Source organism: Paraburkholderia nodosa (assembly GCF_001718195.1).
Lineage (GTDB): Bacteria > Pseudomonadota > Gammaproteobacteria > Burkholderiales > Burkholderiaceae > Paraburkholderia > Paraburkholderia nodosa_A.
The window spans coordinates 32,393-47,731 of record NZ_MCNV01000021.1; the positions used below are offsets into that span (position 1 = coordinate 32,393).

A 15,339-nucleotide genomic window follows, 5' to 3' on the forward strand; every position below is an offset into this window, starting at 1 on the left:
CCAGCGAGGAAAACCGCAACCTGAAAAGCCGAAAGCCTGCTCGCGCAGGCTTTCGAATGTTGCTACGTCACGGCGCGCATTTGCACATCGATATAACGGGCCGCTAACGCGTACTCGGTCGTGCTTCGCACGTTGACCGGATCAGGTTGTCCCTGTCTTTATAGTCCAGTTCTGCGCATTCGACAAGAAACCGGCATCAACATGGCGTGCTAGTCCGGCGCCCGCGACCAGTCACGTACGACCTGTGACAATCAGTCACGCTTTGAGGCCCCGACGGGGCGGGGTATGCCACGCCCACCACACATGAAGCCCGCGTCGCCGGCTTCATGTGCGCTGCGCATCCAGCGCATCGCACAGCGATCTTCCGAACCACAGCGTCGTCCGGACTCGAACGTTGTTTGCCGTTCGCTAACGCTCTGGCCGGTCCACCGGTGCTTGGGAGGGCATCGGTTGAGGTTCGCGCTCTCGCGATCGATTGATGGATTGATCTACCACCGGTGCGCGCGGCGCCGCCCGATCGGGCGCCTCTCGAACCGTACGCGCAATGTCCTGCGCCTCCCGCTCCCGGACGAGCGCCTGTCGCGTTGCCTCGAGCGCCGCATCACCGAACTGGATGTCGAGGCGATACTTCACCACGAGCACGGCGGTACGTTCACGAAAATGCTCGCTGCCCGTCACGTCGATGCGCGGCCCGAACTTCTGACGCGCGAGCAACAGGCCGGTGAGCATGGCATCCTGGTGCGCATCGTTTGAGTCGAACACGACGCGCCACCCCTCGTCGGTCAACCGCTGCTCGCCCTGGCGCAGATAGTGCACATTGCCGTTTGCCGTATCGACGCGCCACGCCCAGTTTTCCATGACGTGCGCGCGCCCCGGCGGGAACGGGTAGGCGTGCGGTGAGTGCGTTGCCGAAATCCAGTTGCCCCGCGGGGGTTGCGTGACGTGGCTTGGCGCGCGACGCCGCGCCCAGCCATAAAGTTGCGCGATGGCTGCCTCATCACCCTGCTGCGCCTGCATCTCCACCCACTGGCGATAGGTCTGCGCCCTCGCGAGCGTGTCGCGTTCCGCCCGTTGCTCTTCACGCAGGCGTTCGAGTTCACGGGCGCGCTCGAATGCCTCCACGGACGAGGCTGCCCGGCGTGCAATCGATGAGAGCTCACCGCGGCGGATATGCTCGCGCACGAGACGGTGCCGTTCGAGCAGCTCGCGATATTGCGTCTCGTGGCGGCGTCGCATTTCCTGCAGCCCGGCCTCGAACACGTGCTCCTGGCGTCGCCTTTCATCGGTATACCTCGCGCGCAAGGCGGCCCAGCTGCTGGCACGCGCCTCCCGCCTGGCCGCATCTGTCTCGTCGATGTCACGCTCACCGTAGTGGCGCGCCGCCTCCGAGACCCGGATCATGCGCGCGGGCTCAACCCACGGCCCCAGGCGCCTTTCCAGGCTGCCCCGGCCCAGGCGCTCATCCAGGCTGCTGGGCTTGACTGGCGCGAGGCTATCGCGCCCTTTCGCATGGATTGCAAGCCCGCGCCCCCTGATGCGCAACTCCAGTGCGTGTTGCGCGAGCGCCTCGTGGAGATCCTGCCAGGTGACGCCGGGTTGGGACAGCGCAGCCAGCACGTCGCGCAGTGGCGCTCCGCCAATGTACGTGGCGAGACTTTCGATTCCGCTGAAGCTCTCCATGTCGCGCGCCCGCGCGGGCAGGCTGTGTCGCGCATTGCCCGGCGATGGAAGGTCGCGCTCAACGACGGGTTCTCCGTCACGCTCAACGACCACAAAGGGCCCACGATCGTGCTCCCAGCCCTGACGCAGTTCCAGCTCGCGCATGCAGCGACCGAGTTTCAGGTAGCTCAGGCCAGGATGCACGGCGTGGCCCGTTTGCAGGTTCACGCGATTCACGACGACGTGCAGATGTACCCTGGCAGTATCGCGATGAACGGCGAATACGTACTGATGCTCCCCGTGCGGCATGCCCAGTGCTTCGAGTGCGCAGCGGCCTGCCTCGAACACCTGGGCGCTGTGCGGCTGCTCACCCTCGCGCCAGGCAACGACGAAATGGAAAACCGGTCCGCGCACACGGACGTTACGGTGCGCCACGGCGCGCATCTCCAGATGCGCGGTCTCAAGCGACAGGCAGTTGGTGAGCAGCTCGACTTCGGGTTCGCCCTCCTCAGCGGAGCGCATCACATAGCTGATCAGCGAGCGACACCCGCGCCCCGCGTCACGCCCTTTGGTCAGCACCCTTGCCAGCATCGTCGAGCCCGCGGATTGCGTCGATGACAGCCTGCTGGGCGGCTTCGATTTGCGCCACGAGCACCGCACGCTCCGTCACCGAAAGCATCTGCGCGTCACCCAGACGCGTAACCAGTTCGCCTATGCGGCGCTGCTCGTGGCCAAGCATGACCAGCGCATCGAGCATGCGGCTTGTGCTGACATTGCGTGTCCTGCGCCCGAGAGCGCAGGCCCGCAGATACTCGGAAAGCGTGATGCCGCAGTCGGCGGCCTTCTGGACGAGGATGCTGTGCTCATCTCGCGTCAGGCGCGACCTGACATTCGTGTACTGCGTGGCTTGCTCGCTGGCGGACATGCTGTTACCTCCATGGATGTTGCCAGTACCATGCGCGAGCCCGCACGAGCGCAGAACCTCGCAGCCTGGCAAACGCCGTTAGCGGCCACGCTCTGGGCGCCAGCAGCGAGCGCATCATCGATACATCGCCCATGCATCGCCTGCGGCAGAGCTGCACAGGCGACCGCTGGGCGCCGGATTGCCAGGTACCGCCATGCATGACACCTCGCGCCTGGCGAGGTCGCCGGGATGCCGGCGAGCAGCCGGTGAGCTGTGCTCATGAAGTGCCGGTGAGACGGGGGCGCGAAACCAGTGTGCATCCGGTGCACGCGCCTGCGAAGGAAAAAATGGTAAGCGAAGATTTCCGGTATGGATAACCACGAACAACCGCGGCGTATCCAGGCGGCAACCGTGAAGTAAAGCGTGTCTGTGCGTAACAGATGGCACGCCGGGATCTGTGTATGGTTCAGTCACGCCCTGAGGGAAACGACATCGGGAGGACCGCACAATGAGCACGAAAGGTGAGCGGACTACGCCTGAACAGTGGGCAAAGCTGGACGCAGCCCTTCAGGGGCTGCATGAGCGCCCGCCGCCTGAGCCTGCGCGCTCGCTCACGTACGAGATCGCGCGGCGCGCCGACGTGCTGCGCCAGGCGCTGCACTCGGGCTGGCGCCTGCGCGATCTCTCCGCATTCTTCCGCGAGTCCGCAGGCATCGATGTGTCGCCCAACACGATCCAGACGGCGCTACGCCGGGCGCTGGAAGACGCAACGTCCGACAGGCGTCGGGTGCGCGCAAAACGTCCCAGGCCCAAGACTGCATCGGCTCACGCCGTTAGGAAAACGGCGGAAACCAGCCGTATCGCAACGCCACAGGCTGGACCACCAACGCAGACCGCGGCACACGTCACGCAGCAAAACGCACACGCGCAGCACGCCGGGGCCACCCCCGCCCTGGGTTCAACGCTGACCCCGGGGGCAACGAAGCGAGGACAGCGATGAAACGGTTCGTGATGGTTTGCGGTGACAAGGGTGGCACGGGCAAGAGCCTCATGACGCGGGCACTGGCTGATCGCCTGCGACGTGAGCAACGCGATGTGCTGATGATTGACGGCGACGGGGAGGTCGGCAACCTCTTCCAGTTTTACGCCAGGCTCGATGAGACGGGCGCACCGCTTGCGGATCAGGTCATGGACGGCGTCGTGCCGCTGCGCTTTACGGGCACGGAGCGTGAGCGTGACCAGCTGCTCGCCGCCATCGATCCCGGGCGCGCGCTCATCCTGGCTGACCTGCCGGCGGCCTCGCTCACGCAGCTTGGCGCGTTCGATCGCGATACCGGCTTTTTTGCGGAACTGGCACGCTGCGGCTACCGGCCTACGCTCGTCAACGTCCTTTCGCCATTCAGCTCGAGCACCCGCACGGTTCGCGAGATGATCGAACTCGCCGGCAAACAGGCCGACTATGTGGTGGCGATCAACCAGTGGTTCGGTGATCGCGAGGATTTTTTCATGTGGTATGGCGGCACGCATGCCGAGGCCAGTCCCGGGCGCGCGATGCTCAGCGAAGCGGGTGGAATCGAGATCACCCTGCCGAAGCTTCAGGCGGGCGTACTCGTTGCGATAGACGACCTGATGCTCACGTTCTCGCAGGCACGCGAGGACAGACGGCTGACGACACCCCAGCGTTCGCGGCTGCACCGCTGGATGCAGGCGCTTGACGGCGAGCTGGATGAGGCCGCGCAGTGGCTGGGGCTCACGGAGAAGAAGAAGTGAGCACGGAGGCGTTCGACCGGCTGCTTTCGCGCATCGACGACGAAGAGCGCGAACGTATCCACGAAATGGCCATTGCGTACGGCCTGAGCTTTGACGATCCGTCATGGGTACCCTTTGCGATCACGCAGATGACCCTGGACGAGCTGAAAATGCAGACGGCGGACGCGGCGAAGGAAATCGGGCAGGCCGCCGACCGAGCCCTGCGCAAGATCGGCAACAGCGCGCAGTCTGTGAGCGCCCAGGTCCAGCGCATGGCCGAAGCGCAGTCAGCAGCACTGAAAAGCCACCAGGATACGCTGGACGCGCTGGAGCGGGAATCAACCGCCCGATACCAGAAGCTGCTGGCCGAACTCTCGGCGCAGACGATCAGCCGGCTGATCGAAAAAGGCGCAAATGGCATCGCGCAGGACGTCAGCCGCCAGTTGACCGGTGAGCACGGCATGCTTGTGCAAAGCGCCACTGACCACACCGCGGCGCTCGAAGAGGCCCGTGGGCGGTTCGTTGCCTCCATCGATGCGGCCGTGTCCAACGTGGATAAAGCGGCCCGCAAGGCAGCAGGCTCGATGCGTCGGGGCGTGCAAGGCACGGCACTGCTTGCAATGGGCGTTCTGCTGCTCCACGCGCTCGCGGTGCCGGCCTTCGTGATCTTCTGGACCCGGCATCAGCTGTTTACCGAGCCTGCCGTCCCGGCAACGTGCAGCGTCCCACAGCCGCCCGCCGGCCCTCGCGAAGGATCGCCCGCAACACGACCCGTCTCCCCGATGCCACATCACGCCAGCCCCAGAAGAACCGGGCCGGAAACGGCAACGCAACGTTGAAACGTTGAATACCGAGAGTTCGGGGCGCGCGGCGCCCAGCACAGCACAGCAGGCAAACAAGCACTGCGGCGCCGGCAACGAGACGCGCACGGACGGCACGCCGGAGCTACCTGCGCATATCGACGATGACCCCGATCAAGTCCCCGCCAGTCAGCCGCGCCATCGTCGACCGGCCGTCCCCCTTCCGGTAGGTCCTGCCGGGCCCAGCACCAGCCTTGCGCAGCAGAGTGCACCTCTACCGTCCGTCAGGCTGAACACCGGTAAATCCGGAGTAGCCGGAAACGGACAAGCCACCCCGCACCGGAAACGCTCTACAACCACCGCAACAGCACCGGCAGCAGGACAGGCACGACGAACGCGGTAAAGACACCGTTTAGCCCCATGCCAAGCCCGGAAAACGCGCCCATCTCCTCGCTTACCTGAAACGCACGCGCGGTTCCGATGCCGTGCGAGGCGACTCCGATTGCGAAGCCGCGCACCTCGGTCTCGCGCACGCGAATCACGTTGAGAATCCAGCGCGCGCTCACCGCGCCGAACACGCCCGTCGATATCACGAGCACGGCAGTGAGCGACGGAATACCGCCGACCTTGTCGGCAACCGCCATGGCAATCGGCGTAGTGACAGACTTTGGCGCAAGCGACGCAATGGTCTGATGCGAAGCGCCGAAGAGCCTGGCGACGCCGACCGCCGACACGATCGCCGTAAGCGAGCCCGCAACGAGCCCGCCGAGCAATGGCAGCGCGCCGCGCTTGAGCTTGTCCCACTGACGATAGAGAGGCAGCGCGAGCGCGACCGTGGCGGGACCGAGCAGGAAGTGCACGAACTGCGCGCCTTCGAAATACGTGCGATACGGCGTGTCAGTAATCTTGAGCGCCGCGACGACGAGCGCCACGGCAATCAATACCGGGTTCGCGAGCGGATTGTGCTTTGCGCACGCGTAGATATTGATGGCGATGAGATTTCATTGGGGTCAACGAGTCGCGATCCATTTACTTTGGCCGCGTGCTTGTACAATTCGAAAGGTTCGATTTCTCGGACCAACTTCGATAGTTCCTTGCCGAGCTTGAAGCTGATGTAATTCATCCCCCCAAAAGCGTCCAGAACTGGTTTTGGGAGTCCTGCGATGGAGATCCATCGGGAGACGTGGCTACCAGAGACAGAGAGCGCCGCCGCCAAGGCACGTTGAGATGGCCAGACTCCCATTTGAAGCAAGCGGCGATAGTCGGTGCCAAAGTTCGCTGGCGTAGTGGCCGGATCGGCGCGAAGCTGGAACTGCGCGCTCGGCGGTTTTCTAGATCGTCGTTCGTAGCAGTTATCGTTTAAGGCCCGTAAGGCTCCAAGGGAAGGCATAAGCTCGTGGACACGCAAGTCTCCTCATTTGTTGTCGGCGTTTAGGCGCCTAAACGCCGACAGTTCGGCCAAGACTTCTACAAGTTTTTGATTTATTGCTCACTTTTCTAACTTCAAAGAAAAGCGTACGTGCAATTTATGCAACAGTATGCCAGAACCTGTCAAAGGCGAGTGCACCAAAAACTTCACAAAAAAAGCACCATTCCAGTCGAAGTGTCGCTGTCGGTTGCGAGAAGTCGATATTTTGGCGCGTCGAATAACTCGCTGATCAATCGACTCAACGGCAGCAGTCATGATGTTATGGCCGAGGTCGCCGTCTCACTTAGCGTCTCGACGAGATAGATATGCCTTCGCACCGCAAACGCCGCACGTCCCGTGGCATAACAGCGAAATTGGCCGCCAAACGTCAGTTCCTGGATTTCGACTTCTAAAACTGTCTGCGTTTGCCCGGGCATTGTTTCACGCTCTGCGATGACTGTACCTTCAGGACCAATTGCGACATCGCATCGCGCAAAAGCAGCTGTAGCGGATGGATCCGGCTCAAACTCAAATGTGATTCGATGTCGGCCCCTTCGTAATGGCATATACGGCCCAAAAAATACTACGCCGTCATACCCCGGTGGAACGGAGATCCATTCTCCATCGCTTCGACGCTCAGTTACGAGGCTTGGTCCCAGGACGAGTCGCTGAATGCGTTCCGGCCACGCGATCGCATAGATGGAGTGGAGAAATTTGCGGAGAGCTTCCCGATCTGGCTTACGTTCAGTACGACGGCTCTCTATCCACCAGAGGAAGGAATGCTCGGGCTTGCTCGCGGCGGAAAAAATGCGCTCGCTCACGGACCACTCTGGATCTGGCGTGTTCGGGTCAATAGGCAAGAGACGGCGGGTCTTCGGGTCCTCGCAGAGCCAAATCCCCGCCTCTTTTGTGACGTCGAACCCCGCTAGCTCAAGAAGATGGCGGATCTCGGGAACAGTCAGCTCAATCGTGTGTTCTGGATGAGTCCAGTTTAGACGTGCCGTCAATGCGCGGTTGGGAGAGTCCACGCATAGTGTGCTGCCCGCCCTCAGGACACGAGCCGATTCCATCAGGAAACCAACTACATCCTCTGGCCAGAGGTGTTCTATGTTTTGGCCAGAGATCAGCAGATCGCACGTCTGATCTGCAATTGCCTCCATGTTTCCCGCGGTGTTCGCGATCCATGTAACGTTGTCAGGAAGCAGGTGGGGTTTTGGCAGGTAGTATTCGATGCCGATGTGCTCCGGGATGTAGCCGTATGTTTTCTCGATCCATTCGAAATACAAGCGCCCGGAGCAACCTGCGCTAACAACGCGTTCCGCATTTGGGGGCATCTCCCGCATCAGTGCGCTGCGGCCCTCGTGCAGAACATCGTTGAAATCGTAACGCGCTTGCACCTGCGACGGAGGTTGAGGCAGGGAAACGCCGGGAGCATTAAGGCGCTCGACTTCGTTCGTAAGGTTATCCAGCTTTTGAGCAACGGCAGCCAAATGTTGCGCCAGTTCTCCCAGCGCTGAATGTCTCTGGGCCAGCACTGCGAGCGAATGATTCGCAGTAAGTAGTGCCCCGTACGCGCGCGATATTTGCCTGAACGGTGTGATTCTGCCCAACAAACCCATTTGTTTCTCCGAACATTCTGTTTGTGAAGGTCACTCATCAGCGTGCCAGCGAGTATATCGGCTCAACCTCATGCGCGTGTAAGGATGTGTTATGCAACGCAAGAATATGCCAATCGCATATAGTGCATGTACCGTATCGTTTCCAGGAACGCTCCACCCGAAACCAACAAGCCGTCCTTACTCATGCACCGCGTATCCGTGACATGGGTCTGGTGTACCATAGATCGCTCCACCGATCGTGTACTATTTCCTAGGAACTCTTTGTGCTGAAGCAGACATTGAAGGCGCTCGGTCGCCCGGTTTGGAACAGACTCAAAATCAGGATCGACGGCGAAATCGAGCGGCAATTCGCGACACAAAGAGCTGCAACGGAGGAATTGCATCATGCGATGGCCTTGCAGATCGACGAATGTCGTAAGGGACTGACGCCGGACCTCCGGAACCTTGGGGAGAAGCTCAACGAGTTGCAGGACTTCGTCCAATCACTTCCCGAGCGCTTTGAAAAGAGAAACGCCGAGCTCTATCGCGAGCGTATCTATCTCCCACCGGGTCCGATATTGGGCAGATCGGATCCGTTCATGCTTCATTCGACGTGCAGCGTAGTAGACATGCTGCATCCACGGTATGCGGAAATCCTTGGTGATATTCACCATCATTTCACGTATCACCGCAAGACTTGGGAGTGGGTGTTCGTCATTCATCATCTCGAGAAGGCGGGGGTCCTGGTAGAGGGAAGCCGCGGTCTCGGCTTCGGAATTGGCCTTGAAAGGCTTCCCGCGCTCTTTGCGAAGAAGGGATGCAGCGTACTCGCAACTGATGCACCGCCGGAGATCGGTGTGGCGAGCGGCTGGTCTACTACCGGTCAACACTCTTCGGCGCTGGACGATCTTAGGTATCCGTCAATCGTCAGCAACGACATCTTCAATGAAAAAGTATCACATCGGTTCTGCGACATGAACGCAATACCGGATGATCTGACTGGTTTTGATTTTACGTGGTCATCTTGCTGCTTCGAGCATCTCGGAAGTCTCGAGGCTGGTATGCAATTTGTCATCAACAGTGTCGAAAAGACGTTGAAACCGGGAGGTATTGCGGTCCATACGACAGAGTTCAATCTCTCTTCGGAAGATGAGACGGTAGAAAGCGGTCCCACGGTCCTGTATCGTCGGCGCGATATGGAGGAGCTTGTGCGTCGCCTTCGTGCAAGAGGGCACGACGTGCAGCCTTTTTCGCTTGCACCGTATTCACATCCGCTCGATTTTCATGTTGATGTCCCTCCGTATTCTGGCATCCCCCACATGAAATTGCGCCTCGGCAAATATGCGGCTACTTCAGTAGGAATCTGCGTACGACGCGGACAGTGAATCCCAATCTGAATGTTATGAACCGGTGCGACTGGGCAGGCCTTGCGAAATCGCCCTATCGCACCTTGCACAAGGTGAAGCGCGCGCTGTTCGCGCGCGGCTCAGCCTAGATCCAGCGCAGCAGCACTGGCAACAGCACCGGCACGACGAACGCGGTAAACACACCGTTAAGGCCCATGCCGAGCCCCGAAAACGCGCCCATCTCCTCGCTCACCTGAAACGCACGCGCGGTGCCGATGCCGTGCGACGCCACGCCGATCGCGAAGCCGCGCACCTCGGTTTCCCGCACGCGAACCACGTCGAGAATCCAGCGCGCGGTCACCGCGCCGAACACGCCCGTCGATATCACGAGCACAGCAGTGAGCGACGGGATGCCGCCGATCTTGTCAGCAACGGCCATAGCAATTGGCGTGGTGACAGACTTCGGCGCGAGTGAAGCAATGGTCTGATGCGAGGCACCGAAGAGTTCCGCCACGCCGACCGCCGACACGATCGCCGTGAGCGAGCCCGCAACGAGCCCGCCGAGCAAGGGGAGCGCGCCGCGCTTCAGCTTGTCCCACTGACGATAGAGCGGCAGCGCGAGCGCCACCGTGGCGGGACCGAGCAGGAAGTGCACGAACTGCGCGCCTTCGAAATACGTGCGATACGGCGTATCCGTGATCTTGAGCGCCGCGACGACGAGCGCCACGGCAATCAACACCGGGTTCGCGAGCGGATTGTGCTTTGCGCGCGCGTAGATATTGATGGCGATGAGATAGGCGACGAGCGTCACCGTCAAGCCGAGCAGCGGCGTGGCGGCGAGGTAGACCCAGATCGCGTCGAGCTTCGTGATAGGCAGGTGGCTGTTCACGATGCGCCCTCCCCGGCCGTCGGGTTGCGCCGCTGGCGACGCAGAAGCGCGCGCGTGACGAGCGCCGTCACCGCGATGCCGAGCGTCGTGCTCACGACGAGGCTCGCGATCACGGCAAGCGCCTCGCCGCGCACCGCCTGCGCGGACACCATGATGCCCACGCCCGCCGGGATGAAGAGCAGCGAGAGATGGCGCAGCAATTCGAGCGCAGTCGGCTCGATGGCCTCGGCGGCGGCGGGTCGCATCAACGCGAAGGCGAACAGGAGCAGCATGCCGATCACGGGACCGGGCACGGGCAACGAGAACACGTAGGACACGCTCTCGCCGAGACACTGGAAGATCAGGAGGGCGGCAAGGGAACGAAGCATGGCTAAAGGCAAGGCGGGGGCTGGAAACATGCGCGGCGCGCGCAGTGTAGCCCAACGGCGCGCGAGGCGCAGCGAATCGTCATACTAGCTTGCAGCGCGCGACCTGCGCGCGCTGCTTCGGTCGGGCGGGTCCCGGTGCCCGTCGGCTAAAATGTGCGCCCCGGCCGCTGCCGCCCTCGCCTGCCATCAACGCCCCCCTTTCGTGAACTCGTCACCCACCCGAACCGCCGCGGCCAGCGCGCCCCAGTCCGCCGCGCAACGGCGTCCGCTGCACGTCGCCCTCGTCTGCAACACGGCCTGGGCGATCTATACCTATCGGCGCGGCCTGTTGCGTGCACTCACGCAGGCGGGCGCGCAAGTCACCGTGATCGCGCCGCGCGACCGCACCTTCGAGCCGCTCGCCGCCATGGGCTGCCGCTGTGTCGAACTGCCGGTCGCCTCGAAGGGCACGAATCCGCTCGACGACCTGCGCACGCTCCTCGCGCTCTATCGCCACTATCGCGCGCTCAAGCCGGATGTCGTGTTCCACTACACGATCAAGCCGAATATCTACGGGTCGATCGCCGCCTGGCTCGCGCGCACGCCTTCCGTCGCGGTCACGACGGGCCTCGGTTACGTGTTCATCCAGAAGAGCCGCGCCGCGCAGGTCGCCAAGCGCTTGTATCGCTTCGCGTTCCGCTTCCCGCGTGAAGTGTGGTTCCTCAATCGCGACGACGAGGCCGCTTTCAAGGATGGCAATCTGCTCGCGCATCCCGAACGCGCGAGGCTGCTGCACGGCGAGGGCGTAGATCTCGACGATTTCCCCTTCACGCCCCTGCCGGAGCGCGCGGAGTTTGCTTTCGTTCTGATTGGCCGGCTGCTCTGGGACAAGGGCGTGGCAGAGTACGTCGAGGCCGCGCGCTCGCTGCGCGCGCGCTATCCGCACGCGCGTTTCCGGTTGCTCGGCCCAGTGGGCGTGGACAATCCGAGCGCGATCTCGCGCGAAGAAGTCGCGGCCTGGGAACGCGAAGGCGTAGTTGAATATCTGGGCGAAACGGCCGATGTGCGCCCCTTTATCGCCGATGCGGACTGCATCGTGCTGCCCTCGTACCGCGAAGGCGTGCCGCGCACGCTGATGGAAGCGAGCGCAATGGGCCGCCCGATCGTGGCGACCAACGTGCCCGGCTGCCGCGAAGTGGTTGCCGATGGCGTGAACGGCCTGCTGTGCGAAGCGCGCGACGCCGCCTCGCTTGCCGCCAGCCTCGCGCAGATGCTGGACCTCGACGGACCGGCGCGCGCTGCCATGGCCGGGCGCGGCCGAAAAAAAATCGAGAAAGAATTCGATGAGCGCGTTGTGGTACAACGCTACCGGGAACTGATCCGGGAAATCACCGGGTCGACTTTTTGATCGAGTCTGGATTTCACGGGAACGAACACGGCATGACTGCGACGAACTCAAAGGGCACCATCCTCGTCACCGGCGGCGCAGGTTACATCGGCTCGCATACCTGCGTCGAGCTGCTCAATGGCGGCTATGAGGTGGTCGCCATCGACAATCTCGTAAACAGCAGCAGCGAATCGCTCAAGCGCGTCGAGCAGATCACCGGCAAGCCCGTGGCGTTCTACGAAGCCGACGTGCGCGACGCCGCCGCCGTTACGCGCGTTTTCGAAGCACATCGCATCACCGGCGTGATCCATTTCGCAGCGCTCAAGGCCGTTGGCGAGTCGGTGGCGAAGCCCATCGAGTACTACCGCAACAACGTCGACGGCCTGCTCGTGGTGCTCGACATAATGCGCCAGCACGGCGTAAAGCAGTTCGTGTTCAGCTCTTCGGCCACGGTGTACGGCATGCCCGAACGCTCGCCGATCGACGAAACGTTTCCGCTCTCGGCAACGAATCCCTACGGCCAATCGAAGCTCATCGCCGAGCAGATCCTGCGCGACGTCACGATCTCGGACCCGGAGTGGCGCATTGCCGTGCTGCGCTACTTCAATCCGGTGGGCGCGCATGAAAGCGGGCTGATCGGCGAAGATCCGGCCGGCATTCCGAACAACCTCATGCCTTATGTCGCGCAAGTGGCGGTGGGCAAGCTCGAAAAGCTGCGGGTGTTCGGCGGCGACTATCCGACCCCGGACGGTACGGGCGTGCGCGACTATATTCACGTGGTCGATCTCGCCAAGGGCCACCTCAAGGCGCTCGACGCGCTTGCCTCGCGTGGCGAAGGCCTGGTCGTGAATCTCGGCACCGGGCGCGGCTACAGCGTACTGGAAGTCGTGAAGGCGTTCGAACAGGCCTCAGGACGCCCCGTGCCCTATGAGATCGTGGCGCGCCGACCTGGCGACATCGCCGAGTGCTATGCGAATCCGGTCGCGGCGGAAAACGTCATCGGCTGGAAAGCGGAGTTCGGGATCGAGCGCATGTGCGTGGACCACTGGCGCTGGCAGGAGAAGAATCCGCGCGGGTTTGAGTAAGGCTGAATGCAGCCGCGCTGGTTTGTTGGGCAGGCGCAGCTGCAAAGAATGACACGAGCGCAGTCCCTCGGCGCGATGTATCGGTAACAGGCAGAACGCACACTGCCCGCCACCATCAGGTGGCGACGCTATCGGACAACATCCACTGCAAGGTGTCGTAGAGTGTCGGCGCATCGAGCTGGCCGATGGCGCTCAACAGCTTGCGGTTGTCGCCACACTGCGATTTCACCTCGTGCTCACGCACAAAGTCGGGATTGGTCCGCGCTTCGATATCGTGGCCGGTGATCGTGGACATTGTCTGCAGCACGTGCGTGAGCGTGACCGCATGGCCCGAACACACGTTGAACACCTCGCCGACTGGCGCCTTTTCGAGCAGCCTGCAATACACGTCGGCCACCCAGCGCACATCGGAGAAGTCGCGAGCCACGTCGCGATTGCCCAGCTCGATGACCGGCGCACGCCGACGGAAGTGATCCGCCATCTTCGCGACGAGAAAGCTCGGCGATTGGCCAACACCGATGCAATTGAACGGGCGCACCGTGATGATCGGCAACCGGTCCGTCCAGAGTTGCGCCATGTATTCGAGCGCGACCTTGCTCACGGCGTAGTCGTTCGCAGGATGATACGGCGCCGTCTCCGGGATCGGCAGGCCGAGCGGGCCTGCGCCATAAATGTTCGCGCTGCTTGCAAGCAGCACGGCCGAAGGTTTCTTTTCACTCGCGGCGAGCGCCTCGAGCAGATTGCGCGATCCCACGACGTTGGTCGCGTAAATTTCCCCAGGATTGCCGTGCCCGACGAACGAGATGGCGGCCAGATGCACGACCCAGTCGGGTCGCACACGCGCCACCACCTCTGCAAGCCCCGCGCGATCCTGAAGATCGCACGCGTACACGTCAGGTTTGGGCTCATCACAGCACCGCACGAGACTCGAAATCTGATGGCCGCGCTCGCGCAATGCCTGTGCAACATAACGCCCCGTGAAGCCCTCAGCTCCTGTAATCAGCACTGAAGCCATCAGAACGACGTCCCCTTCTTGTTACGCGCGATATCCGCTTCGACCATCATCTGGCACAGTGTTTCAAGTGATGTTTTCGACGCCCAGCCTAGCTCGTCGTGGGCCTTTTGTGCATCGCCGATGAGCAGGTCGACTTCGGCCGGACGATAGAACGCGGGATTCACGCGCACGATCGTCTTGCCGCTCTTGCCATCGCGTCCAATTTCGTTTTCCGCGGTGCCTTGCCATTCGATTTCGATGCCAAGGCACTTCGCCGCCGCGTTGACGAAATCGCGCACGCTCACCGTGCGATTGGTTGCGAGCACATAAGTATCGGGCTGATCGGCCTGCAACATGCGCCACATCCCTTCCACGTATTCCTTCGCGTAGCCCCAGTCGCGCTGTGCGTCGAGGTTGCCGAGCTCGAGCACGTCGAGCTGGCCGAGGCTGATTTTCGCGAGCGAATCGGTGATCTTGCGCGTCACGAACTCGCGGCCGCGCAGCGGCGACTCGTGATTGAAGAGAATGCCGCTCGACGCAAACATACCGTAGCTTTCACGGTAGTTCACCGTGATCCAGTGCGCGTAGAGCTTGGCGACGCCGTAAGGGCTGCGCGGGTAGAAGGGCGTCGATTCCGTCTGAGGAATAGCCTGCACTTTGCCGAACATCTCCGACGTGCTGGCTTGATAGAAACGCGCCTTCGGATTGATGATGCGCAGCGCCTCGAGGAGATTCAGTGCGCCGACTCCGGTCACCTGCGCGGTGAGCGCCGGCTGCTCAAACGACACGCCAACGAAGCTTTGCGCGGCGAGGTTGTACACCTCGTCGGGCTGCGCACGCTCCATCAGGCGAATGCAGCTGCCCGCATCCAGCAGATCGTGCTCGACGAGGCGCAGATTTTGATGATGCGCGACGCCAAGCTCTTCGAGACGCCAAAAGTTGACGGAACTCGTCCGGCGGTAAGTGCCGTAGACGATATAGCTCTTCTCTAGAAGCTGCTCCGCCAGATAGGCGCCGTCCTGGCCGGTTATGCCAGTAATGATTGCTGATTTCACGATGTTCTTTCCCTCAAGTATGCGAATGATGCCATGCGCAGGTTCTTCGCGAGCGGTTTTGAAACATCGATTAATCCGAGATTCAAAATGCGGCGCGCAGGTTCCTCATCGGCGCTCT

At 62.1% G+C, this 15,339-nt stretch carries 13 protein-coding genes and 1 pseudogene; 6 read left to right on the plus strand and 8 right to left on the minus strand.

Translation table 11 applies throughout. The features are described 5' to 3' along the window. Nucleotides 1-408: 408 nt before the first annotated feature. Both traI and BFD71_RS28425 read right to left on the minus strand, forming a co-directional pair. The gene (gene traI, locus BFD71_RS28420; RefSeq protein WP_083245518.1) at nt 409-2,250 is read right to left on the minus strand and encodes a TraI/MobA(P) family conjugative relaxase; all 1,842 of its coding nucleotides are present in this window, start codon (nt 2,248-2,250) and stop codon (nt 409-411) included. Next, nucleotides 2,219-2,584 (minus strand): plasmid mobilization protein, encoded by a 366-nt coding sequence (locus BFD71_RS28425; protein WP_069267647.1) that lies wholly within the window; start codon nt 2,582-2,584, stop codon nt 2,219-2,221. Before BFD71_RS28425 ends, traI begins: the two co-directional genes overlap by 32 nt. A gap of 487 nt (nt 2,585-3,071) precedes the next feature. Here BFD71_RS28425 and BFD71_RS28430 point away from each other — a divergent pair, with 487 nt between their 5' ends. From BFD71_RS28430 to BFD71_RS28440, 3 genes are read left to right on the plus strand one after another with little or no spacing between them, the layout of a single operon-like run. Continuing rightward, on the plus strand, nt 3,072-3,563 hold the full coding sequence (locus BFD71_RS28430) for a hypothetical protein (RefSeq protein WP_069267648.1): 492 nt from the start codon (nt 3,072-3,074) through the stop codon (nt 3,561-3,563). After that, on the plus strand, nt 3,560-4,333 hold the full coding sequence (locus tag BFD71_RS28435; protein ID WP_069267649.1) for a nucleotide-binding protein: 774 nt from the start codon (nt 3,560-3,562) through the stop codon (nt 4,331-4,333). The genes BFD71_RS28430 and BFD71_RS28435 overlap by 4 nt, the downstream gene beginning before the upstream one ends. Beyond that, a complete protein-coding gene (locus BFD71_RS28440) occupies nt 4,330-5,151 on the plus strand; it encodes a hypothetical protein (RefSeq protein WP_069267650.1) in 822 nt (273 codons plus the stop codon). Before BFD71_RS28435 ends, BFD71_RS28440 begins: the two co-directional genes overlap by 4 nt. Nucleotides 5,152-5,462: 311 nt before the next feature. Here the strand turns inward: BFD71_RS28440 and BFD71_RS28445 are convergent. Then, nucleotides 5,463-6,110, minus strand: a pseudogene (locus BFD71_RS28445) (LrgB family protein); the annotation flags it as partial. Between the two features lie 682 nt (nt 6,111-6,792). Next, nucleotides 6,793-8,139: a methyltransferase domain-containing protein gene (locus BFD71_RS40825; protein ID WP_141710827.1), complete on the minus strand. Its 1,347-nt coding sequence runs from the start codon at nt 8,137-8,139 to the stop codon at nt 6,793-6,795. A 263-nt stretch (nt 8,140-8,402) separates the two neighbouring features. On the opposite strand from BFD71_RS40825, the gene BFD71_RS28455 reads away from it, so the two are divergent. After that, complete coding sequence (locus tag BFD71_RS28455) at nt 8,403-9,503, plus strand: hypothetical protein (RefSeq protein WP_069267652.1); 1,101 nt, start codon at nt 8,403-8,405, stop codon at nt 9,501-9,503. A 106-nt stretch (nt 9,504-9,609) separates the two neighbouring features. On the opposite strand, the gene BFD71_RS28460 is transcribed toward BFD71_RS28455, so the two are convergent. Together BFD71_RS28460 and BFD71_RS28465 are read right to left on the minus strand one after the other, a co-directional pair. Then, nucleotides 9,610-10,353 carry an LrgB family protein gene (locus tag BFD71_RS28460; RefSeq protein WP_256094953.1) on the minus strand — a complete coding sequence of 248 codons (744 nt, stop codon included), beginning with the start codon at nt 10,351-10,353 and terminating at the stop codon, nt 9,610-9,612. Continuing rightward, on the minus strand, nt 10,350-10,721 hold the full coding sequence (locus tag BFD71_RS28465) for a CidA/LrgA family protein (RefSeq protein ID WP_069267653.1): 372 nt from the start codon (nt 10,719-10,721) through the stop codon (nt 10,350-10,352). Before BFD71_RS28465 ends, BFD71_RS28460 begins: the two co-directional genes overlap by 4 nt. A gap of 202 nt (nt 10,722-10,923) precedes the next feature. Between BFD71_RS28465 and BFD71_RS28470 the strand changes: the two genes are divergently transcribed. Next, nucleotides 10,924-12,108 carry a glycosyltransferase family 4 protein gene (locus BFD71_RS28470; RefSeq protein ID WP_370684324.1) on the plus strand — a complete coding sequence of 395 codons (1,185 nt, stop codon included), beginning with the start codon at nt 10,924-10,926 and terminating at the stop codon, nt 12,106-12,108. Between the two features lie 32 nt (nt 12,109-12,140). Then, a complete protein-coding gene (gene galE, locus BFD71_RS28475; RefSeq protein ID WP_069267654.1) occupies nt 12,141-13,172 on the plus strand; it encodes a UDP-glucose 4-epimerase GalE in 1,032 nt (343 codons plus the stop codon). A gap of 115 nt (nt 13,173-13,287) precedes the next feature. Here the strand turns inward: galE and BFD71_RS28480 are convergent, their stop codons facing one another. Both BFD71_RS28480 and gmd read right to left on the minus strand, forming a co-directional pair. Beyond that, on the minus strand, nt 13,288-14,187 hold the full coding sequence (locus BFD71_RS28480; RefSeq protein ID WP_069267655.1) for an NAD-dependent epimerase/dehydratase family protein: 900 nt from the start codon (nt 14,185-14,187) through the stop codon (nt 13,288-13,290). Then, on the minus strand, nt 14,187-15,221 hold the full coding sequence (gene gmd / locus BFD71_RS28485; RefSeq protein ID WP_069267656.1) for a GDP-mannose 4,6-dehydratase: 1,035 nt from the start codon (nt 15,219-15,221) through the stop codon (nt 14,187-14,189). The genes BFD71_RS28480 and gmd overlap by 1 nt, the downstream gene beginning before the upstream one ends. Nucleotides 15,222-15,339: the final 118 nt, after the last annotated feature.

Bases quoted from the DNA above. Each gene is read 5' to 3' on its own strand.
- BFD71_RS28435 (WP_069267649.1), top strand. From the start codon at position 3,560: ATGAAACGGTTCGTGATGGTTTGCGGTGACAAGGGTGGCACGGGCAAG.
- BFD71_RS28480 (WP_069267655.1), bottom strand. From the start codon at position 14,187: ATGGCTTCAGTGCTGATTACAGGAGCTGAGGGCTTCACGGGGCGTTAT.
- traI (WP_083245518.1), bottom strand. From the start codon at position 2,250: ATGCTGGCAAGGGTGCTGACCAAAGGGCGTGACGCGGGGCGCGGGTGT.
- BFD71_RS28425 (WP_069267647.1), bottom strand. From the start codon at position 2,584: ATGTCCGCCAGCGAGCAAGCCACGCAGTACACGAATGTCAGGTCGCGC.
- BFD71_RS28430 (WP_069267648.1), top strand. From the start codon at position 3,072: ATGAGCACGAAAGGTGAGCGGACTACGCCTGAACAGTGGGCAAAGCTG.
- BFD71_RS28465 (WP_069267653.1), bottom strand. From the start codon at position 10,721: ATGCTTCGTTCCCTTGCCGCCCTCCTGATCTTCCAGTGTCTCGGCGAG.
- BFD71_RS40825 (WP_141710827.1), bottom strand. From the start codon at position 8,139: ATGGGTTTGTTGGGCAGAATCACACCGTTCAGGCAAATATCGCGCGCG.
- galE (WP_069267654.1), top strand. From the start codon at position 12,141: ATGACTGCGACGAACTCAAAGGGCACCATCCTCGTCACCGGCGGCGCA.